This window comes from Clostridium intestinale DSM 6191, from assembly GCF_900130055.1.
GTDB classification, from domain to species: domain Bacteria; phylum Bacillota; class Clostridia; order Clostridiales; family Clostridiaceae; genus Clostridium_T; species Clostridium_T intestinale.
In genome coordinates this window covers 103116-124108 of sequence record NZ_FQXU01000011.1, presented here as the reverse complement: position 1 = coordinate 124108, position 20993 = coordinate 103116, and the positions used below count along the sequence as shown (strand labels likewise).

The window sequence follows — 20993 nt, the reverse complement described above, 5'->3', positions numbered from 1 at the left end:
TTTCATGATTCACTTTTTTCTTTAGCTATTTCTTTATCAACTTCCAAAAGAAAATCCTCTATATTTTTTCCACCTAAGGCTAATTGGTAGCTTAAATCTTCAATGGAAGCCTTAAAATTTGGAGTTAAGCTATCATACCAAGGAGTTCCACTTTGAGATTCAGCATTATTAAGAATATTAACTATTTGTTTTTGTAATACACTTTCATTCTTATATCTGTTATCTTCATTTTTTTGTGCTGGAACTATAAGTCCATTTTCCCAACCCATTTTGGACCAGTTTTCTGGTTTCATCATATACTCCAATAACTTAATAGCCTCATCCTTCACTTCAGATTTTGATGAAACAGCATATCCACCTCCATTCCAAGCTACTAAACCTCCCCCATTACTTAATGGTAGATTTGTAACTCTAATATTTTGTTTGAATCTATCTGAAAGGGTAGGATTATTTTCCATTCCTACTTCCCAGGATCCCATATAGTACATTGCTGCCTTTTCTTGAGTAAATAAATTCATTGAAGCATTAAAATCTTCCTGAGATATCATTTCTTCTTTTCCATTAACTTCAATAAGCTTTTTTAAATCTTCAGCAGCCTTTTTTAAAACAACATTTTCAGAAAACTTTATATCTCCTTTTATCGCGTTATATATAAGATTTTGGTCTCCTCCCTCCATTAAAACTAAATTTTGATATAAAAGTGCTAAAGGCCATTTATCTTTAGCATTTATAGAAATAGGTATTATTCCTATTTTGTTAAGCTTATTACATACTTCTATTAGCTCTCCAAAAGTATTAGGTACATTAATAGCATACTTTTCAAATAGCGCTTTATTATAATATAAAACCATATAATCACTACTTTTTGGTACTCCATAAAGCTTTCCATTCAAAGTAAAACCCTTCAATGACTCTTCCATGAAACCAGTCTCTTTAAAACTATCCTTATTAAGTTCTGCTGCATAGCCGCCTTTCATAATTGGGCTAAAAAAAGATGGTTGTCCCCAAGTAAAAAATATATCTGGCAAATCGTTACTTATTGCATAAGCTTTAAATCTCTGTTTATAAGGTTCATCCTGATAAGCTTCCACCTCAATAGTTACATTTTTATTCTCTTCCATGTATTTATCAATAAGTAGCTGCTCTAGCTTCCCTTGACCTGACCATCTCTCTGGCAAATTTGATAAAAATTTTATCGTTATGTTTTCTTTTCCCGAATTTTGCTCTTCAATACTGTAATTTGATCCCATGGTACACCCCCATAGATAAATAGGTATTAAGAACATAAAAACTACTTTAATTAGATAAGATTTTGTTTTTTTCATTATTCTATCTCCAGTTAAAATATAACTTATTGCTTTGTCATAATCTTCTATAAATAAATTATATAAACCTTTACAAAGTTTTCATAGTATACAAATTTAATAAATAGGGTCATTTTTTCAGATGTTTTTAATAGTAGCTTTAAGCAAATTGAAATAATATTTCTTTTAATGTAGAATAAAGATATCCTACTATTTGGAGGTAGACATATGCAAAATTACTCACCTTTATACCATAAACTTAATGTGAAGTATATGAATTTAAGCATAAAAAATAAGATCTTGATTTTCTTTATTGCAATAATCATATTTATATCTACAATACTTGGTTTATACTCATATATGATTTCTTCAAAGTCGCTTAAAGATGAAGTTACCTCCATAAATGTTAAAGACATTAAGCAAATCAGTAGTAGCATCAATTTTTTGCAGCAAGATGTAATCGATTTATCAACTTTTATCTGCTTAAACCCATTGGTTCAATCTTTTACTAACTCCAAAGATTCATCCATAGAATATCAGAACTTTACTAAATACGGTCTTGAACCACTAAATATCCTATTAGCATCTAAAGATTATATAAGTTTTATGTCTATATATGGAAATGAAGGATCTAAATATTATCTAAGTAAAGATGGTAGCAATGGTGCTTACTCTTATGAAAAAATAAAAGAAAGTGCAATATATTCAAAGATAAAAGAACTTAAAGGTTCTCCATTATGGATTAATTTAGATGATGAAAATAATGTTTTTATAGCTGATAATAAAAATCCTAAAATAGCTATGGTTCGTTCAATTATAGATACTAACACCTTAGAAGAATCTGGACTTATGTTGATTTGTATAAACACTTCATTTATACAAAATCTTTACTCCACTGATTTTAATACAAAAAATAGTGGTATTTTTTTGCTTGATAATTATAATAAAATAATTACTCAAAGTGATGCAGAGAATATACTTCATAATGGTGAAAATATACAATCAATAATTCCTTATATACACGATAAAAAAAGCTACAACACAATTTGGATAAATGGAGAAAAATATTTAACAACATTTAGTAAAGTTTCTAAAAGCGATTGGACTATTGTATCTATGACAAGAGAAAGTACCTTGTTTCATAACTTAAGATCTATAATGTTTATAACTTTAGCTGTAATTATTAGCTGCTTCGTAATGTCATTTTTAATATCAATTTTCCTTTCTTCAAAAGTTACACAACCCATTAATCAGCTGCTTTCTTCTATGAAAAAAGCTAAAGAAGGTAACTTTAGAGAAAAAGTAAACTTTAAATATACTGATGAACTTGGAATGTTGGTATACGAATATAATGACATGATAGACAATATAAAGACTCTTATAGATAAAGTGTACAAACTTCAATTAAAAGAAAAAGAGGCCGAGCTTAAAGCTCTCCAGGCACAAATAAATCCACATTTTCTTTATAACACCTTAGATATGATTTTTTGGAAGGCAGAAAAAAGTAACCAGCAAGAAATAAGTGACATGATTTATGCTCTTTCTCATCTTTTTAGAATTACTCTAAGTAAAGGAAATGAGTTTATACCTGTAAAATCTGAAAAAGATTTTATAGAACACTATTTACTACTTCAAAGTAAAAGATATAGAGGTAAATTAATCTATGATATAGATATAAGTGATGAAATATCAAACTACCTTATACCAAAGTTAATTATTCAGCCCTTTGTAGAAAATTCTATAATTCATGGTACCGAAACTGATAATGATCTCAGTATAATTAAGATAACTGGATGCTTATCAAGTAACTACTTAGATTTTACAATTGAGGACAACGGCAAAGGAATAGATGAAAAAACTATTAACACATTAATAAATTCTTCTATAAATCAGGAAAGAAATATCCCTAACTTCCAAAAAGGATATGCAATAGGTAACGTAAATCAGCGCCTATCTCTTTACTACAACGACGATTATAAATTAAATATAGTAAGTTGTATAAATGAGGGTACAAAAGTAAAATTATCGATTCCAATATCCCCTCACAAAATTGATACTAACTAATTGTTTATGGAGGTACTCTTAATATGTACAAATTATTTTTAGTTGATGATGAAATTGATTTAATTGAAGGTATTAGATCATCAATCGATTGGACTTTTTATGATATAGAAATTTGTGGTGAAGCAGATAACGGAATTACAGCTTTAGAAAAAATACTTTTACTTAATCCAGATATAATAATAATGGATATAAGAATGCCTAAAATGAATGGTCTTGAGCTTCTTCAAAATATAACTTCACATAAATTAAAGTCTAAATGTATAATACTAAGTGGCTATGATGATTTTTCTTATGCTAAGAAAGCCATAGAATTAAACGCTTCCAATTATTTATTAAAACCCTGTAGACCTAAAGACATATTAGAGTCTGTTTTAGATATCATAAAGGTTATAGAAAAGGAAAATATAAAAGAAGATCTACTAAAAAAATATCAAATAGAATTTAATGAAAATCTACCTACTATTAAAGAAAACTTTTTAAAAACAATACTTAAAAACCCTATTGGAGATAGCTACGATATATTAAATAAATTTGAATCTTTTAATATAAATCTTAGAAACAGTAATTTAGTTGTAAATATAATAACACTAGATTACTCTACAGTCCTCCATGAACTTTATAGCAATATTGATATTTATAATATAAAAATTTCAATAAAAAATTTTATAAAGCTCTGTATGAATGAATTGAATTTTTATGAGGTATTAGAAGATGAAGATGATATAATACTTGTTATTTCATTGGATAAAAAAGAGGATTTTAATAGCTACCTATTAGAGGTATTAAATAATATAAAAAATTCTATAAAATTAAGCTTAGGATTTTCAGTTACAATTGCTGTCGGTAGCTTAGTAGACTCACTTACTAATATTAATGAATCTTATAGCTCAGCAAATATTGCAATTGGCTCTAAATTCTTTTTAGGAGATGACAGATTAATTACTCCAGATGATATTAATATCATTGATTATAAACCTAACTCCTATCCTGTAAATGAAGAATTAGAAATAATAAACTCACTAAGGATCTTAGATGAAAGTTCACTTAAAGAAAGTATAGATAGATTTTACACTTATCTATTCTCAAATGGAACTCCTTCTAAAAGTCATATGAAAAGTGCAACTCTTTCTTTATTAGGAAGTGTTTATAAATTTTGCATAGAGAGTGATATTGATATAAATTCATCTTCTAATAGAGAACTTTCTGCCTTTGATAAAATACTCCAGTGTTCGACCCTTTCAGAAATTAAAGACCAAATTAGACTTATATTAAATAGCATATTCTATAAAATTAATGATATAGAAAAGCACAACTCTTTAGTTAAAATAGCTGTTAATTACATTACACAAAATTATAATAAAGATATATCTTTAGAGAGCATATCAAAACAAATATATATAACCCCAGGCTACTTAAGCCAACTATTTAAGCAAGAAATAGGAATAAACTTCTTAGAATTTGTTAATAAATATCGTATAGAAAAATCAAAAGAATTCTTAAAAGATAAGACATTAAAAAATTATGAAATCGCAACACTTGTAGGATATAGCAATGAAAAACATTTTTCTAAGACCTTTAAGAAATACACTGGTTTAACTCCAACAAAATATAAAGATAGTATAAATAGTTAACTTTTTATAAAATAAGCTGTATAGAACTTTAATTAGTTTATACAGCTTAAATATTAAAATTATAAAATTTGTTTATATATATTAATGTCTCCCTCTCCCTCACGGAATTGTCCAAGCATAGGAACGTATTTAACAAAATGTTTTGACTCCATATGTCTTTTTAATGCTTCTTCATCTTTCCATTCTTCTATAAAAGTCAACGTACTAGGGTCATTTATATCTTGAAATAAATCGTAGGATATGCAACCCTCTTCCTTTCTTGTTTCATCAATTAAAACCTTAACTAATTCCTTATATTTTTCTAATTCATTTGTTTTAACTTTACTTTTAGCAACTACTTTAACCATTTATAATCTCCTCTTCTATGTCATTTTCTTTATTTTAACATAAAAAGTTGTGGATTTAAAAATCCACAACCAAATTATAAATAATCTTTCAAATTATCTTCTTTACCAATTGTATTCAATAGATGCTTTATCTCTTGATCCCTGTTTTTATCCATTACTAGAAGTACATCTCCAGCATCTACTACTACTAAATCCTTGATACCAAAACCTATTATAAGTTTATTTTCATTTCCAAAAACAGAGCAATTTTCACACTCTTCTAGAAATACACCATGACTTACAGCATTACCACCATTTTTATTTAAAAACCTGCTAAGTGCACCAAAACTGCCTATATCGTCCCAAAAAAAATCACCCTTTATAACATAGGCTTTTCTAGTCTTTTGCATTACTCCAAAATCTATAGATATTCCGTCAATAAGCCTATATTGCTCGGTAATTACGTCTTCTTCATTTTCTTCACCTATATTTTTATATATCTCCATTAACGACTTATACATCTTAGGTAAATATTTTTCTATTTCTCTTAATATAGTATCTGCTCTAAAGATAAACATACCAGAATTCCATAAATAAGTTCCTTTTAATAAAAAATCCTTAGCAACTTCTACATTTGGTTTTTCTGTAAATCTTGCAACCCTATAACTTGCAAAGTTTCCTATAATTCTTTCTCCCATTTCTATATACCCATAGCCAGTTTCTGGTCTTGTGGGAGATATTCCTAGAGTTATTATCCCTCTTCTTCTTTCTGCTATTTCAACAGCTTGTTTTAAAGTCTCTAAATAACTCTTCTCATCCCCTATATAATGGTCCGATGGAAGAACTATCATTACTGCATCTTTATCTTTTTTAAGGAGTTTAATTGCAGACAGCCCTATACAAGTTGCAGTTTCCTTATTCTCTGGTTCTGTGAATATATTGTCTTCCTTGATATCATTTAATTCCTCTATAACTTTTTCTCTATATTCTTTATTTGTAACGATATAAATATTCTCTTTATCTACAATAGGTGATATTCTATCCACAGTATTTAACAAAAAGCTTTTATTATTAGTTAACTTTAAGAATTGTTTTGGATTACTCCCTCTTGAAAGTGGATAAAGCCTTGTTCCTTTTCCTCCGGCTAATATTAGTGAATATAACAATGCCTTCACTCCATAAATTGCTATATAATATTTTATGATATTTCCATATTTTATGTGCTTGCTATGAACTTTATATATTTTATAGAATTTATTTAAATTTTATTAAATTTATAATTAAATTCATTCTAGATATAATTAAGGTTATATAAAAGTTTACGATAAATTTACCATAAAACAAAATTTATCGATGTAAAAAGGGGAATTTAGTATGTCTAAACTTATTTCTGTATTAGAAAAGCTCAATGTTGTAGAAAAAGTTCAGCAGGAAGTATCAAATAACGATTCTACTGATAATAACATTATAAAAAAAGAAGCTTCTCCAAAAGAAGATTCAAAAGTCTCTGTCTCCACACAACAAGAAACTAAAATATTTACCAGCCCCAATCCTCCTAAAAATAACTTTGAAAATAGTACAATAGATAAAAGTCTAGACATCTCAGAAATATATTCATTATTTGGAATAGACTCTAATAAAACAAATACTATATTTATGCTTGGACAATTTATAAATGCTATTCCTGAAAGTTTACCACATGATATAAGAAAAGAATCAGTAATGAATATATTAACTGCTGCTAAATCTAATTTTACTGATCTTATAAAAGATGGCGAAATTAGATTAAACACATTAAACGACTTTACAGAAAAATTCCATGATACTGTCAACAGCAAAATAGATGAGTATAATGTGGAAATATCCAAACTTAAATCTTTAATTTCTGATTATGAAATTAAAATTGAAAACAAAAAGAGCATGTTATCTAAACAAGATAGCACTGTAAAATATGAATTGCAGAAAATCAATAGCATAATTAATTTTTTTAAATAAAACTAACTATAAAGTGTGTATATTTTTATCTAATATAGTATAATTTCTTTAGTTATTAATTTAACTAATATTTTTCCATTAGGAGGAATTATGCAAAATATTGATTTATCAAATGAACATATTTATAATTTAGAGCTTATAGAAAAAGCTAAAGAAACTCATGAGCTTACTAAAGATGAATTAATTTCTATCTTAAAGGATGGCTCAATAAATGAAGCCTTATTTAAAGCAGCTGATGAAACACGACAAAAATATCTTGGTGATTTTGTTCACCTTAGAGGCCTTTTAGAATTTACGAACATATGCAAAAGAAATTGTCTATACTGCGGTCTTAGAAGGGACAATAAAAATATAAAAAGATATAGATTAAGTTATGAAGAAATAATGGATTTTGCTAAAAAGGCTGTAAGCTATGGTTATAAAACTATAGTTCTTCAAGGCGGAGAAGATGATTACTTCACTGTTGAAAGAATGACTAAAATAATTAAAGATATAAAAGCTTTGGGAGTTGCTATAACCTTAAGTATAGGTGAAAGAAGCTTTGAGGAATATAAAGCCTTTAAGGAAGCTGGTGCTGATAGATATCTTATAAGAATCGAAACAACTGATAAAAAACTTTATGAAGATATGGACCCTGGTATGAGTCATGAAGAAAGAAAAAGATGTCTTAAAGATTTAAGAGATCTAGGTTATGAAGTTGGATCTGGTGCCTTACTAGGACTTCCTGGACAAACTATTGAATCTTTGGCAGATGATATCCTATTTTTTAAAGATTTAGATGCAGATATGCTAGGAATAGGACCATTTATACCTAATGAGGACACGCCTTTAAAAGATGCCGATGGTGGTGACTTTGACTTAGCCTTAAAAATGATGGCTCTAGTAAGATTAGTTCTTCCTGATATAAATATTCCAGCAACTACTGCAATGGAAACACTTAATAAAAATGGAAGAGTTATTGCTCTTCAGTGTGGAGCAAATGTTGTAATGCCTAATATCACAGAAGGAGAATATAGAGCTTTATATGCACTATATCCTGGCAAGATATGTATCAGTGATACCCCAGCTCACTGTAGAGGATGCATAACTGGAAAAGTAATTAAATTGGGTCGTAAAATTTCTGATGGTCCAGGCTTTAGAGCCAATGGTATAGCTCCTAAAATGAGGGCTTAACCCTTTTAAATATTTTAAGGAAGGAATAATATTCCTTTCTTTTTTATTTACTCTTTTATTTATATGTTTCTTTCACTCCATCATACCACTGTTCCTATGTTTCTCTGTTCCTATGCTCCGCTGTTCTTATGTTTCTCTGTTTCTCTGTTCCTACGCTCCGCTGTTTCTATGCACTTTTGTCATTTTAAAACCTGCCTAAACTTCATTAAATCTCTTTTAATATTACTGATTCTTCACAACAATAGAAAAAACTCAGCTATACTGAGTTTTTACCTAAACTATTCACTCTCATCTATTGCCTTTTAACTTCTTAATCATTAAGTGCTGTCATTTCTTTATTCGAAAACTTCATTCTAAATGAAGCTATCAATAGAAGTGTCACCGCAAAGGCTATAAGAGTTATTATATTAATATATAATTTATCTATGGTCACACTTGAAGTTTGATATTTTCTAAAAATATCTAGTACCCAAGTTTGAGGAAATAGAAAAGATATCTTCCTAATATTTTCTGGAATAAATTCTATAGGGAAATAACATCCGCTGGCCATACAACTTATGTTTATAAATAAGTTACTTACTATAGATGCTGTAGAAAAATCCTTAGAACTCACCATTACCATTGTGCTAAATGCAACTGCTACAAAAGCTATCAAAACTAGGAAAAATAACAATATGCCAAAAGGAATATCCGTTTTAAGATTTAATATCCATTGCATAGAAAGCAAGGTTACTACTGCCTGCATAACCAATACTAAAAGATTAGCCACTACATTTGCACTGATAAACTTAAGTGGTGTAATTGGTGATGCAAATATTCTACTGTAACAATTGCTCCTCTTTTCTTCTAACATAATATACGATGTAGAGTTTGCCCTAAGCATCATAAAAAATATTAAAAGTCCTATAGATATCTGAGTAACTTGATATACTGAAGCTTTGTCATTTAACCTAGCTTCTTCAACCTTTATCGTTTTATTTTTTGTTTCTTCTATTATTTTAATATAATTATCTTTATTATTTGAAGCTCCTGTAGAAATCTGCTCTAATGTAGTTACTGTATCATTTATATTAGCCTCTAGACTTTTTTTTAAATTATTGTTTGTTCCCATATAAATGTCAACATTTTTTATATTTCCACCTACTATACTTTCTTGAAATCCTTCAGGAACTAAAAATCCCCCATTTATATCTCTGTTGGTTATATCCTTTATTAATTCCTCTTCATTGTCATAGTATTTTATTGTAGATCTATTTACTTCAAACTTACTTATTAAAAACTTTGAACTTACACTACTATCTTTATCTACTACCCCGTAGGTTAAATTACCTCCCATGCCTGTAAATAATTTTAGTATTAAAAGAGATACTGCAACAGGTGCTAGTAGTTGTATTATTGTAAACTTCGATTTGAATATTAATTTTATATTTTTTCTAACTAAATAATAAAACTCACTCATGCTAATCTCTCCTCCCCTTTTATTTTTATATATGAAATCAATATCAATAAAATTGTTAATCCTAAATTAATAGCTATGGATATTCCAACTTTCCTATAATCACCAGCATATATGACATTTATCATTGCTCTATTAGCCCATCTTAATGGAGATATTTTTGTAAATAAATCAAATATATAATTAATATCCTCGCCTAAATACACATAGCTTCCTCCAAGCAAACTTAAGGTTGGAACTACAGCAGCTTGCAATATTGTATCTCCTACATTTTCATCTTTAACTAAAAATCCCACCGCTACTCCTATAGCTGATGAAAGTAAATTTAAACTACCCATAATTGCAATGAATGTGAGATAATCAGTTCCATATTCTATTCCAACTATAAACTTCAAAATTATGAATGGTATAGTCATAATTATAAAATTAAATATAGCCATACTTAATGTTCTTGCTATTATATATTGGATTTTAGATACTCCTGCTATAAAAACTCGTCCTTCTGTACCATTTCTTCTCTGTGCATTTATTAAGTTGAATGAAAACATTGATATATATAATATCATCATTGTAAATTCTGCTACTCCATAATAATCATAAGATGTCATCTCTTTTTTTAACTCTATCTGTTTAAAATTAGCAAATTCTTTTTGAACTTCTTGAAAGTTAATTTTACTCAATCCTTCTGGTGATACTTTCCCTATAGAATAAGCTACATTAAATTTATCTACTATAGTATTTAAAACACCATAAACAACTTCACTAGAAATACTAGCCCCATCATTTTTATATATCTTTATATTATCTTTAAGCTCGATAAATACCGTATCTGTATTTCTTTTCACTAGCTCTTTTGCTTCATCCTGATTTTCCTCTTCACTAATACTAATATCAAGTTCATCTTCTAAACTCTTGAAAACATCTATGATTTGGTTGCTTTGCTCACTTTTATCACTTAAATAAACTATATTTACATGTTCCATATCAAAACTTGAACTGAATGCATTTTTTAATAAAAATCCTAAAATTAAAGTGAATATAACAGGATAAATAATCATTTGAATAACATATTTACTAGATTTATTGGCTAGAATATCATATTTTATTATGGCTGCTATTTCTCTCATAAGCTTTATCCTCCTAATCCCTTAAAGTTCTTCCTGTAAGATTTAAAAATACTGTTTCTAGGTCTATTTCTTTATATCCTATATTTTTGATATTAATGTTTTTAGCTGTAAGAAATTCTATTATGAGATTAAGATTAGTAACCTCTCTTTGAGAGTTAATGGTAACTATATCCTCTTTTACAGTTATATTTTTTACACCTTTTATAGCTTTTAATTCTTTTTCGTTAATTAAAGAGATGTCCCCAACCTGTACCTCTAGACTTTGTATATCAGATATTAAAGATATCAGTTCTTCTTTAGTCCCTTCCGCAATTATTTTACCTTTATCTATTATGGCGATTCTATCACATATATTTTCTACTTCCTCCATGTAATGAGAGGTATAGATTATAGTACATCCATTTCTATTAAGCTCCTTAACTGACTCTAAAATATGATTTCTAGATTGAGGATCTATACCTACTGTTGGTTCATCCATTATTACTAACTTAGGCTTATGAGCTATTCCGCAGGCAATATTTAATCTTCTCATCATTCCCCCAGAAAAATTCTTTGCCTTAGTTTTTCTATGCTCAATCAGTCCTGTAAACTCAAGTGCATATTCTACAGCCTTTTTTAGTTCCTCACCTTTTACACCATATATAGATGCAAAAAACTTAATATTTTCTTCTGCTGACAACTCACTGTATATAGCAAGGGTTTGAGGTACTACCCCTATCTTCTTTTTTATCTCTTTTTCAAACTTTTTTAAGGGTTTATTAAATATATTTACTTCTCCAGCACTACTTTTTATTAATCCACTTACAATATTTATGGTTGTACTTTTTCCAGCTCCATTAGGTCCTAAAAACCCAAATATCTCTCCTTCATTCACTTCCAAAGTTATATTATCTACTGCTGTAAAATCACCATATCTTTTTTCTAAATTATTTATTGATAATATCTTCATATGAATCTCTCCCTATTTAATACTTTAAAATAATTATAAAAAAAATCCTTCTCCAATGTTAGTGGAGAAGGTCATAATTATTTTATTACTTTAGTCATATTACATTCTGCCTTTTAGATAATAAATAGCTATTTGCGTTCTATGATTTAAAGAAGTTTTGCTTAAAATACTACTTATATAATTTTTTACAGTTCCTTCGGATATAAATAACCTATTAGATATTTCCTTATTAGATAATCCCTCAGAAATAAGCTCCATTATCTGAAGTTCTCTTTCTGTAAATAAAGTTTTATCTATGGAAGTTTTATTTTCTAAAGACTCTTTGAGTTTATCTATTATTTCTCTTCCATATACATTGTTCCCTCTATAAACCAAGTTTATAGCATCAACAATTTCCTCTGGTGGTGTGTTCTTTAATAGATATCCCGAAGCCCCGTTTCTTATTCCTTCTCTAACATATTCATCTTCATCAAAGGTTGTAAGGATTATAACTTTTGTATTTTTAAACTTTACAAATTCCTTGGTAGCCTCTACACCGTTTATAATAGGCATTCTAACATCTAATAGAACAATATCTATTTGCTGCCTTTTACACTCATCCATAGCTTTTAGTGCATTATCAAAAGTTCCAATTATATTTAAATTTTCATTCATAGACAAGATTATTTTTAAGCTTTCCCTTATTAAAGCATCATCATCAACTATAACTATATTAATCATATATCCTCCATTAAACAGGTAGTAGCATTATAACAGAAAAACCATAATCTCCATTTATAACAAGCTTTCCACCTATATCTTCACATCTTTGTTCCATACCTTTTAGTCCCATACCTTTTACTACTTTCTCTTCTCCCTTTCCATCATCTTTAAGTTCAACTCTTATCATCTTATTCATAACATTAATATTTACCCAAAAACCTCTACAATTTGAATACTTTAAACTATTAGTTAAAGCTTCTCTAGTATTTTCTATTATTGCTTTCCATTTTGTATAATTTATTTTCCCTAGGTCCCCATTAATATTCACATATCCTTTTATGGATGATTCTTTTAATGATTTTTCAACCTGAAACTTCAACCTATTTATTCCTAGTTCTTCTTCTATAGGCTTTAGTCCTCTTAAAGTTAACCTGATATCATCTACCCCGCTTCTTAATACTGAAATAGAACTCTCAAGTAAGGTTTTTGATTTTTCACTATCTGAATTTATAAGAAGTTTTGCAGCTTCAAGCTGCATAATACTACCTGCTATAACATGTCCAACTTTATCATGCATCTCTTGCGCTAGTTTATTTCTATCCTCTAAAAGAGAGGTGTATATTGCTTGTCTCTCAAATTCCTTAGAATTTTCTATTATTCTTCCATATTCATTTAATATTTTTTTATGATTTTGTATTTCTTGAAGAAGCTTTTTATTCTCTTCATAATAAAAAGAAATACTTCTTGAAGATAGATAGGTTATACCTAACAATAAATAATATATTGCTCCATATTCTACTCCCATAAAAAATCCAACTGTTACTAAAATAAGAGTTCCTACCTTATCTAACTTATCATCTATTTCATATAATTCCCCTGTTATCTGAGAAAGCAAAATAATAAACATATAATTTATATTAAGAGCAAGATATAAAATCAAGGCTATATCTAAGAATAAACAACTTAGTTTTATTAATTTATTGCTACTTATATAAAAGATTAAATTAATAGACATGTAAAATAATAAATATAAAGTAATATTTTTATTATAATCTTCTATAGATAAATTTATATAGATAACTAAAATAAAAACACCTATTAATACTTTAAAAATTAAATGACAATACTTAAAAAGCTTAATCTTAATCACCTCAAACTTGTCCTAATATTATAACATTGTAATATTAGGACATTATAATATTCGGATATTCTAATATTATAATAACACAATGAATGCTTCTTAAACATCCATTGTGTTATCACTTTAAATCAATCCATTTTTTAAAAGGCTTTTAGGAATATTAAAGGTTGGTATACCCGTAACATATGGAGCAATTTCATATTGCTGAAAGTATATAGTAATTTCTTTATCATTAAAAGTAAATGCTTGATTATCACTTATCCCTTTAAAACCATTTTTATCTGTAAAATAGTTTTCTTTATTTTTCTGAATTTGATTACCTATTTCTTTATTTATTATATCTTTGTAATTATATCCTTCTTTGAATAAATCTTTTAATGCTAGCTCCTTATCATCGTTTAAGTTATAATTATATGTTTTTCTAGTAGTGATGCCATGGGCACCTCCTGTGAATTGATAATAATCAATATAAAAACTTAAATATGGACATTTCTGATTTTGTATAGAATAAACACTATCAACCTCAAAAGGACGAAATGGAATGTTATCCTCCTTTGAATCTTGTGCATACTTTTGAGCTAAATCTTCTAAATCCTTTAACCAACTGTCATTCCAATCTTTTAGTTTTTGATTTATATCTTTAGTAAAATTATTATTTGGAGCTGTAATTGTTGGTGTTTTTATTTCTCCTTTTATACTCTCCATATTTATGTCTTTCTTATTTTCCTCAATTACTATTTTTTCACATTGAAATGACATATCCACATTTTTTTCCACAGCCCTAGCAATATTAGAAGTACTCATCATTAGACATAATAGAGTTAAATTCAATATTTTTTTCATTTATTGCCCTCCTTATTAACATATTCATAGGTTAGTATTTGCAGAATTCTGTAGATTATTAACACTGTAATCAACAAGTTTTCCACAATTAATCCACAGATTTTGTGGATTATTATTCATACTATTTAATTTTTTCTTCATATTTTTATGTTATAATCTTTTTAGATACAAATTAGGAGGACATACTTTTATGAAAAAAAAGAATTTACTCATAGTATACATAATAGCATTATTAATATTAGCTATTCCTGTTACAATATATGGAGTTATGCACTTTAGTACCTATACAAGCTCATCAACAAATAAAAACGATAACAAAACTCCAAGTGATGACTCTTCTACCTCTGATGAAACTACTAACAAACCAGTAGAAGAACCTACTAAGGTAGTGGATAGATTTGAAGGAAAGACACTCATTAATCCTAAGGGAATTCCTGTACTATGTTATCATGCTATAGGAGATGATAAAACAAATACCTTATATGTGTCTCAAGAAAAGTTTAAAGAACAAATGGACTATCTAAAAAATAATGGATATTTTACACTTACTATGAAAGAATTCAATGATTATATTTTAAATAATAAGTCAGTACCTGAAAAGTCTGTATTGATTACATTCGATGATGGGTACTCCAATAACTACACATTAGCTTATCCTATTTTGAAAAACAACTTACAAAATGCTACTATTGCATTAATCACTGATTTTTCTAATGATAGTTTTTATCTATCTAAAGATCAAATTTTAGAAATGCTTAAGAACGGGATAGAGTTTGTATCTCATACTACAAAGCATCAGTCCTTAGATGAATTTAGTTATGAAGAGCAACTTAAAATATTGAAAGATTCTAAATTAGCTTTAGAGAACCTTTTAGGAGAACCTCAAACTGTATTTATATATCCTTATAGTAAATATAATCAATATAGTGAAAAAGCTGTTAAAGAAGCCGGTTATAACATGGCTTTTGACCTAGATGGAGGAATTGCTTCTCGAAATGATAGTCCCATTCATATAAAAAGACAATATGTAAATGGAAATTATAACTTAGAACAATTTAAAACTCTTCTTATTGTAAAATAATAAAGCAGGACTTTTCCTGCTTTTTCTTATTGTAATAGCTCTAAAGTTTTTTCAACTATGAAATCTGGATCAAAAGGTTTAGTTATATATAAATGAATATTATATCGATTACTCATCTTTATCTCTTCTGTACTTCCTTTAGCTGTTAAGAGTATTATTTTAATATCTTTTAATTCATCCTTATCTTTAATTTTATCCAAGACCTCATATCCAGTTAATCCAGGCATCATAACATCTAGAAATACTATATCTGGTTTTTCTTGTACTATTATTTTCAATCCCTCTTCGCCATCTTTCGCTCTATACAGTTCAAACTCTTCTTCTATCTCTTCTAAGGTTTGTTCTAATAACATTCTAATTGGTGCTTCATCATCAACTATCAATATTTTTGTTTTCATAATTCTTCTCCTTTATTATTGGTAATGTAAAGAAAAAGCAGCAGCCTTTTGTCTCATTATTTCTTACTCCTATTGTTCCCCCATGTTGTTCAACTAAATTTTTAGTTATATAGAGTCCCAATCCTGTCCCCTTAGGTTTATCCCCATCCTTGCTTTCAACCTGCTTAAACTTATTAAAAATTAAATTTTGATATTTTTCTGGAATCCCTATCCCAGAATCCTTTACTTCTATAATTATAAACTCTTCATCTTGCTTTTTAGCAGAAATTACAATCTCACCTTCGTTAGTAAATTTGAATGCATTACTTAATAAATTAATAAGTATTTGCATTATCTTGTGTTCGTCTCCATATACGTAAGGTATATTAGCTTCAATTAAATCAAATACTTCTATATCTCTTTCTCCTATTAAGGAATATGTTGAAAGAATTACTTTATTTATAATAGTTTCTATACTTAATTTTTCACATTTTCCAAGTTCATTTCCAAAATCTATTTTAGTAGTATCTAATATATTCTCTATCATTAATGCTAGTCTTTCCGATTCTGATATTATTATTTCTAGATTTCCTTTAATAAGTTCCACTTGGTAACTTAACTTTTCATTTGATTCCATTAATTTTTTATCTTCAAGAGCTGGAATTACATGTCTTGAAAATTTCTTTCTTATTATTTTAGTAAATCCCATTATTGATGTCAGTGGAGTTCTAAATTCATGGGAAACTAGCGATATAAACTCGTTATTATCACTATTTAACTTTTTATATTCATTTTCGTCTAATATAATTTTATTTTCAAGTTTTTCAACTTTTAATCGCAATTCATTATTATCTTTTTTAAGTTTGATTGCCTTTGTTTTTAAATATATAAAAGTAATAGTAAAAATTAAAGCAATAATTAACTCTCTATAATTTAATTTAACAAAATTAAACATACAAACCCTCTTTCTAAACCTTATTATACCTTTTAAAATTAATGAATTAAAGAGCCTCTATTTTATATTATCGTATTATAATAAATAAACTAAAATAATACTAGATTAAAAGCTGTGCATTATAAATACACAGCTTTTAATCTAGTATTATTTATTTCCTTTTAAATCAACATACATTTCTATCATTTCTCTAACTAATTCTTTTATAGTTTCTGCACTAAGCATTTGATCTTCAGCATGCATTAAAATTAAAGAGAATTCAACTTTTTCTCCTGACGCTTCCTTTTGAATTAAATCAGCATGAGAATGGTGTGCTTCTACCATATAAGTATCAGCTTCTTTTAACTTTTCCTTTGCAACTTCATAGCTTCCGCCTCTTACTTCACGTAACGCTTCCATTGCTAAAGATTTAGACATTCCCACATTACTAATGATATTAAATGCAATTAACTCCATTTCTTCCATACAATATGTCCCCTTTATTTTTATTTTACTGCGTATTAACTAAAACTTATTGTCAATACTGGGTGTTAAATTATTATCTGTATTATAAAAACCAGGGACGCTAACGCAGTCCCTGATAGATTTTTTATAATTACATTGTAGCTTCTTCAGATCCACCTACAGTTTTATTAGCAGCCATTATAAATGGTAAGTATACTACTGTTGCTGCAGCTAAACATAAGAAACCTACTAGTAATGCTCCAAAGTTTGCACCTGAGCCTAGGAATGCTATTAATGGTCCTGGAGTAGTCCATGGCACACCATAAGCTATTGGAGGAATAATTCCAAGTGATATAAATGTATATCCTATAATTATATTAACAACTGGTGCTAATATAAATGGTATTATTAACATTGGATTTAATACAACTGGAAGACCAAATACTATTGGTTCGTTTATATTAAATAATCCTGGAGCAACTGAAAGTTTGATTATATCTTTATAGTCAGCTCTCTTAGAAACTAAGAATACAGCTATTATTAATCCTAAAGTACATCCTGAACCACCATAGTTAGCAAAAGCATCATTTAGTGCCCATGTAGCTGTGTAAGGTGCTCCCCATGCTGAACCGTGAGCATTAACATATGCTAAGTTAGCATTGTTAGCTTCTGCAAACATAGTATCTCTGATTGCAGCAATTGTGTTTGGACCATGTATACCTAATATCCATAAGAAGTTAGATACAACTGCAAGGATTATAACTGTTACGACACTGTTACTTAATCCAGTTAATGGTGCTTGTATAACTTTATAAACTAAAGCATGAAGACCATCAGCGTATACTAAAGTAATTAAGTAGTTGATTACAGCAAATAATACTGTTACCATGATTATTGGAATTAATATCTTAAATGATCTTGCAACTGCTGGTGGTACTTGATCTGGCATTTTGATTTGTAACTTGTCAGATCTACCTAATTTAGTTACAAGTTCACCAACAATAAGTCCTACTATTAATGCAACGAATAAACCTTGTGCATTAAAATATTGAGTTGAAATATAGTTTCCTGCTACACCTTCAAAAGATTTAGCTGGTTGATATACTATAAAGTAAACTGAGAATGAAGTTAGACCTGCTAACAAATCATCTCCCTTAAGAGCTAAAGCAACATTTCTTCCTACTAGGAAAACAATCATAAGAGCTAATATATCATTAGATCCTCTTAAAACTGGTGAGAATATTGCTTGTGCTGAGCTTAAGTTAGGGAATATATCACCTAAATGTAGTAAGCTAGCTATAAATCCATCTGGTGACAAAACAACGAAGTTTAATAATACTATTATTGCTCCCGCCATAGTAATCGGGAAAGTTAATATGAACGCATCACGTACGGCACATACATGTCTTTGCGCATTAAGTTTAGTAGCTATTGGAACTAGTAATCTTTCCATTACAGCTTCAAGTTTATTCAATTTGATCCCCTCCATCATTCTAATCTTTAAGATTAGTTTAAATAATTTACCCAATTATAAGTTCTTAGATTTTTGATAATGCATTTTCTAAAACAGCTTTTCCATTCATAGTTCCATAAAGTCTCATGTCGATAACTTCAACAGGAATTCTTCCCTTAACTAAAGCATCAACTTGTGGCTTTTGAAAGCGAACTTGTGGTCCTAAAAGCACTATGTCCACTTCATCAGTAAGCTTGTCTGCTTCTGATACTGGCAGAGCTGTTATTTCTACTTCCACCCCCTTTTCTTTTGCAGCATTGTTCATTTTATTAACTAAAAGACTTGTTGACATGCCTGCTGCGCATACTAATAAGATTTTTTTCATAATAAAAACCCCTTTCGATATATAAATTATAATTGCTGACCATTTGTTTTTATTACATTTTTGTACCAATGAAAACTCTTTTTCTTTATTCGTCTTAGGTCTTTTTCATCATTTTCATCTCTATCTACATACACGAATCCATAACGCTTTTGGTACCCATTTAACCAACTCAATAAGTCTGTGAAAGACCATGTGCAGTATCCTATTAATTCAACTCCATCAGTTATAGCTTCTTGACATGCTTCTATATGTTTTTTTATATACTCTATTCTGTAGTCATCGTTTACATTGTCATTTTCAAGAGTATCGAATTCACCTAAACCGTTCTCAGTTATAAGTATAGGCAATTTGTATCTATTTGTCAATCTCCTCATTCCAATTCTTAGCCCTTGTGGATCGATTTCCCAATCCCAATTCGTAGCTTCTAGATAAGGATTGTTTTTACTTTTAAATACTCCAGGAACGCCACTTTCAGCAGTAGTACCTTTTTTCCCAGTAGTATTCATCTTTGCAACAGCTTCTTCAACTCCACCTTCCAAAGGATTCATTTCAACTGTTCCACTTCTATAATAATTAACTCCCATAAAATCTGGTTTACCTGCTTTTAATAACTCTATATCCCCATCTTCTATAGTTGGTGCTAATCCTAATTTACTTAAATATTTCCATGCTATTTTAGGGTATTCTCCCCAACAATACACATCTAGCCACCAATAATTACTTATTTCCTCAACATTTTCTAACGCTAGTACATCTTCTGGCTTTGAACTAAACGCATATATTGGTGAAAATGCAAAACTTGGTCCAATCTTTCCATTTGGCACGTATTTTCTAAAAGATTGAATAGCTTTAGCATTCGCTAAACTTGCAATATGGTTTGCTTCATACATTCTTTTTTTATCAGTAACTTTCGGTGGGTGTACAGCTTTCTCATATCCATGAGTTATAAAAACATTTTGTTCATTTAATGTTACCCAATATTTAACTCTATCCCCATATCTCTTATATAGAGCTATACAATATTCATTAAAATCATCAATTATTTTTCTTGACTCCCATCCTCCGTATTGATCTTGCAAACCTTGTGGTAAATCCCAATGGTAAATAGTTATGATAGGTTCTATATTATATTGTATTAATTCATTTATCAAATTATCATAAAATTTTAAACCTTCTTCATTTACCTCGCCATTACCTTGAGGAAATATACGACTCCAGGCTATCGAAAATCTATAAGCCTTTAATCCCATGTCAGCCATAAGCTTAACATCCTCTTTATATCTATGGTAATGATCGACTGCTACATCTCCATTGGTATCTTTATATGTAGTACCGGGAATTCTAACATACTCATCCCATACGGATGGTCCTTTGCCATCTTCGTTCCATGCTCCTTCTACTTGATATGCTGCTGACGCAGATCCCCATAAGAAATCGGGACTAAATTCATCAAGCTTTCTATATATCATTCTGATCTCCCCCTCTCACCACTATAGTATTCGTTTCCAAAACATTTGTAAATGGTTTTAAGGGTTAAAAAAACTAGTTTTTTGCCTAAAAATAAGTTACCTTAAAAAAACAAGTTGT

General features: G+C 28.7%; 20 protein-coding genes. 5 read left to right on the top strand and 15 right to left on the bottom strand.

Annotation, left to right across the window (positions count from 1 at the left end):
- Positions 1-2: 2 nt before the first annotated feature.
- Positions 3-1325, bottom strand: a complete 1323-nt coding sequence (locus tag BUA92_RS16960) for an ABC transporter substrate-binding protein (protein ID WP_073021543.1) — start codon at positions 1323-1325, stop codon at positions 3-5.
- A 207-nt stretch (positions 1326-1532) separates the two neighbouring features.
- Between BUA92_RS16960 and BUA92_RS16955 the strand changes: the two genes are divergently transcribed.
- Together BUA92_RS16955 and BUA92_RS16950 are read left to right on the top strand one after the other, a co-directional pair.
- A complete protein-coding gene (locus BUA92_RS16955; protein ID WP_073021541.1) occupies positions 1533-3368 on the top strand; it encodes a sensor histidine kinase in 1836 nt (611 codons plus the stop codon).
- Between the two features lie 23 nt (positions 3369-3391).
- Positions 3392-4999, top strand: a complete 1608-nt coding sequence (locus BUA92_RS16950; RefSeq protein ID WP_073021538.1) for a response regulator — start codon at positions 3392-3394, stop codon at positions 4997-4999.
- Positions 5000-5058: 59 nt separating this feature from the next.
- Here BUA92_RS16950 and BUA92_RS16945 read toward each other — a convergent pair whose 3' ends face one another.
- Both BUA92_RS16945 and BUA92_RS16940 read right to left on the bottom strand, forming a co-directional pair.
- Positions 5059-5346, bottom strand: coding sequence for a putative quinol monooxygenase (locus BUA92_RS16945; RefSeq protein ID WP_073021536.1), 288 nt, complete (start codon positions 5344-5346; stop codon positions 5059-5061).
- A 74-nt stretch (positions 5347-5420) separates the two neighbouring features.
- Positions 5421-6491: a mannose-1-phosphate guanylyltransferase gene (locus BUA92_RS16940; RefSeq protein WP_073021533.1), complete on the bottom strand. Its 1071-nt coding sequence runs from the start codon at positions 6489-6491 to the stop codon at positions 5421-5423.
- Positions 6492-6699: 208 nt separating this feature from the next.
- On the opposite strand from BUA92_RS16940, the gene BUA92_RS16935 reads away from it, so the two are divergent.
- Together BUA92_RS16935 and hydE are read left to right on the top strand one after the other, a co-directional pair.
- A complete protein-coding gene (locus BUA92_RS16935) occupies positions 6700-7320 on the top strand; it encodes a hypothetical protein (protein ID WP_073021531.1) in 621 nt (206 codons plus the stop codon).
- Between the two features lie 90 nt (positions 7321-7410).
- Positions 7411-8493 carry a [FeFe] hydrogenase H-cluster radical SAM maturase HydE gene (gene hydE, locus BUA92_RS16930; RefSeq protein WP_073021529.1) on the top strand — a complete coding sequence of 361 codons (1083 nt, stop codon included), beginning with the start codon at positions 7411-7413 and terminating at the stop codon, positions 8491-8493.
- Positions 8494-8803: 310 nt separating this feature from the next.
- Here hydE and BUA92_RS16925 read toward each other — a convergent pair whose 3' ends face one another.
- From BUA92_RS16925 to BUA92_RS16900, 6 genes are all read right to left on the bottom strand, one after another.
- Positions 8804-9952: an ABC transporter permease gene (locus BUA92_RS16925; protein ID WP_073021526.1), complete on the bottom strand. Its 1149-nt coding sequence runs from the start codon at positions 9950-9952 to the stop codon at positions 8804-8806.
- The gene (locus BUA92_RS16920; RefSeq protein ID WP_073021523.1) at positions 9949-11076 is read right to left on the bottom strand and encodes an ABC transporter permease; all 1128 of its coding nucleotides are present in this window, start codon (positions 11074-11076) and stop codon (positions 9949-9951) included. Before BUA92_RS16920 ends, BUA92_RS16925 begins: the two co-directional genes overlap by 4 nt.
- A 13-nt stretch (positions 11077-11089) precedes the next feature.
- Positions 11090-12025 (bottom strand): ABC transporter ATP-binding protein, encoded by a 936-nt coding sequence (locus BUA92_RS16915; RefSeq protein ID WP_073021521.1) that lies wholly within the window; start codon positions 12023-12025, stop codon positions 11090-11092.
- A 99-nt stretch (positions 12026-12124) separates the two neighbouring features.
- Positions 12125-12745, bottom strand: a complete 621-nt coding sequence (locus tag BUA92_RS16910) for a response regulator transcription factor (protein ID WP_073021519.1) — start codon at positions 12743-12745, stop codon at positions 12125-12127.
- A 10-nt stretch (positions 12746-12755) separates the two neighbouring features.
- Positions 12756-13634 carry a sensor histidine kinase gene (locus tag BUA92_RS16905; protein ID WP_175550925.1) on the bottom strand — a complete coding sequence of 293 codons (879 nt, stop codon included), beginning with the start codon at positions 13632-13634 and terminating at the stop codon, positions 12756-12758.
- Positions 13635-13991: 357 nt separating this feature from the next.
- Positions 13992-14711, bottom strand: coding sequence for a DUF3298 and DUF4163 domain-containing protein (locus tag BUA92_RS16900; RefSeq protein WP_073021516.1), 720 nt, complete (start codon positions 14709-14711; stop codon positions 13992-13994).
- 190 nt (positions 14712-14901) lie between these two features.
- On the opposite strand from BUA92_RS16900, the gene BUA92_RS16895 reads away from it, so the two are divergent.
- Complete coding sequence (locus BUA92_RS16895; protein WP_073021513.1) at positions 14902-15792, top strand: polysaccharide deacetylase family protein; 891 nt, start codon at positions 14902-14904, stop codon at positions 15790-15792.
- Positions 15793-15818: 26 nt separating this feature from the next.
- Here BUA92_RS16895 and BUA92_RS16890 read toward each other — a convergent pair whose 3' ends face one another.
- From BUA92_RS16890 to BUA92_RS16865, 6 genes are all read right to left on the bottom strand, one after another.
- Entirely contained in the window at positions 15819-16190 is a 372-nt protein-coding gene (locus BUA92_RS16890; RefSeq protein WP_073021510.1) for a response regulator, read from the bottom strand.
- Complete coding sequence (locus BUA92_RS16885; RefSeq protein WP_073021507.1) at positions 16165-17124, bottom strand: sensor histidine kinase; 960 nt, start codon at positions 17122-17124, stop codon at positions 16165-16167. The genes BUA92_RS16890 and BUA92_RS16885 overlap by 26 nt, the downstream gene beginning before the upstream one ends.
- 147 nt (positions 17125-17271) lie before the next feature.
- A complete protein-coding gene (locus BUA92_RS16880) occupies positions 17272-17589 on the bottom strand; it encodes a PTS sugar transporter subunit IIA (protein WP_021800293.1) in 318 nt (105 codons plus the stop codon).
- Positions 17590-17719: 130 nt separating this feature from the next.
- Positions 17720-19042 carry a PTS sugar transporter subunit IIC gene (locus BUA92_RS16875; protein ID WP_242950187.1) on the bottom strand — a complete coding sequence of 441 codons (1323 nt, stop codon included), beginning with the start codon at positions 19040-19042 and terminating at the stop codon, positions 17720-17722.
- Positions 19043-19106: 64 nt separating this feature from the next.
- The gene (locus tag BUA92_RS16870; protein ID WP_021800291.1) at positions 19107-19406 is read right to left on the bottom strand and encodes a PTS sugar transporter subunit IIB; all 300 of its coding nucleotides are present in this window, start codon (positions 19404-19406) and stop codon (positions 19107-19109) included.
- Positions 19407-19432: 26 nt separating this feature from the next.
- Positions 19433-20875, bottom strand: coding sequence for a glycoside hydrolase family 1 protein (locus BUA92_RS16865; protein ID WP_073021501.1), 1443 nt, complete (start codon positions 20873-20875; stop codon positions 19433-19435).
- Positions 20876-20993: the final 118 nt, after the last annotated feature.

Coding starts and splice junctions, on each gene's coding strand:
- BUA92_RS16920 (WP_073021523.1), bottom strand. CDS start 11,076: ATGAGAGAAATAGCAGCCATAATAAAATATGATATTCTAGCCAATAAA.
- BUA92_RS16895 (WP_073021513.1), top strand. CDS start 14,902: ATGAAAAAAAAGAATTTACTCATAGTATACATAATAGCATTATTAATA.
- BUA92_RS16880 (WP_021800293.1), bottom strand. CDS start 17,589: ATGGAAGAAATGGAGTTAATTGCATTTAATATCATTAGTAATGTGGGA.
- BUA92_RS16910 (WP_073021519.1), bottom strand. CDS start 12,745: ATGATTAATATAGTTATAGTTGATGATGATGCTTTAATAAGGGAAAGC.
- BUA92_RS16925 (WP_073021526.1), bottom strand. CDS start 9,952: ATGAGTGAGTTTTATTATTTAGTTAGAAAAAATATAAAATTAATATTC.
- BUA92_RS16870 (WP_021800291.1), bottom strand. CDS start 19,406: ATGAAAAAAATCTTATTAGTATGCGCAGCAGGCATGTCAACAAGTCTT.
- BUA92_RS16915 (WP_073021521.1), bottom strand. CDS start 12,025: ATGAAGATATTATCAATAAATAATTTAGAAAAAAGATATGGTGATTTT.
- hydE (WP_073021529.1), top strand. CDS start 7,411: ATGCAAAATATTGATTTATCAAATGAACATATTTATAATTTAGAGCTT.
- BUA92_RS16900 (WP_073021516.1), bottom strand. CDS start 14,711: ATGAAAAAAATATTGAATTTAACTCTATTATGTCTAATGATGAGTACT.
- BUA92_RS16955 (WP_073021541.1), top strand. CDS start 1,533: ATGCAAAATTACTCACCTTTATACCATAAACTTAATGTGAAGTATATG.
- BUA92_RS16950 (WP_073021538.1), top strand. CDS start 3,392: ATGTACAAATTATTTTTAGTTGATGATGAAATTGATTTAATTGAAGGT.
- BUA92_RS16945 (WP_073021536.1), bottom strand. CDS start 5,346: ATGGTTAAAGTAGTTGCTAAAAGTAAAGTTAAAACAAATGAATTAGAA.
- BUA92_RS16935 (WP_073021531.1), top strand. CDS start 6,700: ATGTCTAAACTTATTTCTGTATTAGAAAAGCTCAATGTTGTAGAAAAA.
- BUA92_RS16885 (WP_073021507.1), bottom strand. CDS start 17,124: ATGTTTAATTTTGTTAAATTAAATTATAGAGAGTTAATTATTGCTTTA.
- BUA92_RS16960 (WP_073021543.1), bottom strand. CDS start 1,325: ATGAAAAAAACAAAATCTTATCTAATTAAAGTAGTTTTTATGTTCTTA.
- BUA92_RS16905 (WP_175550925.1), bottom strand. CDS start 13,634: ATGTTTATTATTTTGCTTTCTCAGATAACAGGGGAATTATATGAAATA.
- BUA92_RS16865 (WP_073021501.1), bottom strand. CDS start 20,875: ATGATATATAGAAAGCTTGATGAATTTAGTCCCGATTTCTTATGGGGA.
- BUA92_RS16890 (WP_073021510.1), bottom strand. CDS start 16,190: ATGAAAACAAAAATATTGATAGTTGATGATGAAGCACCAATTAGAATG.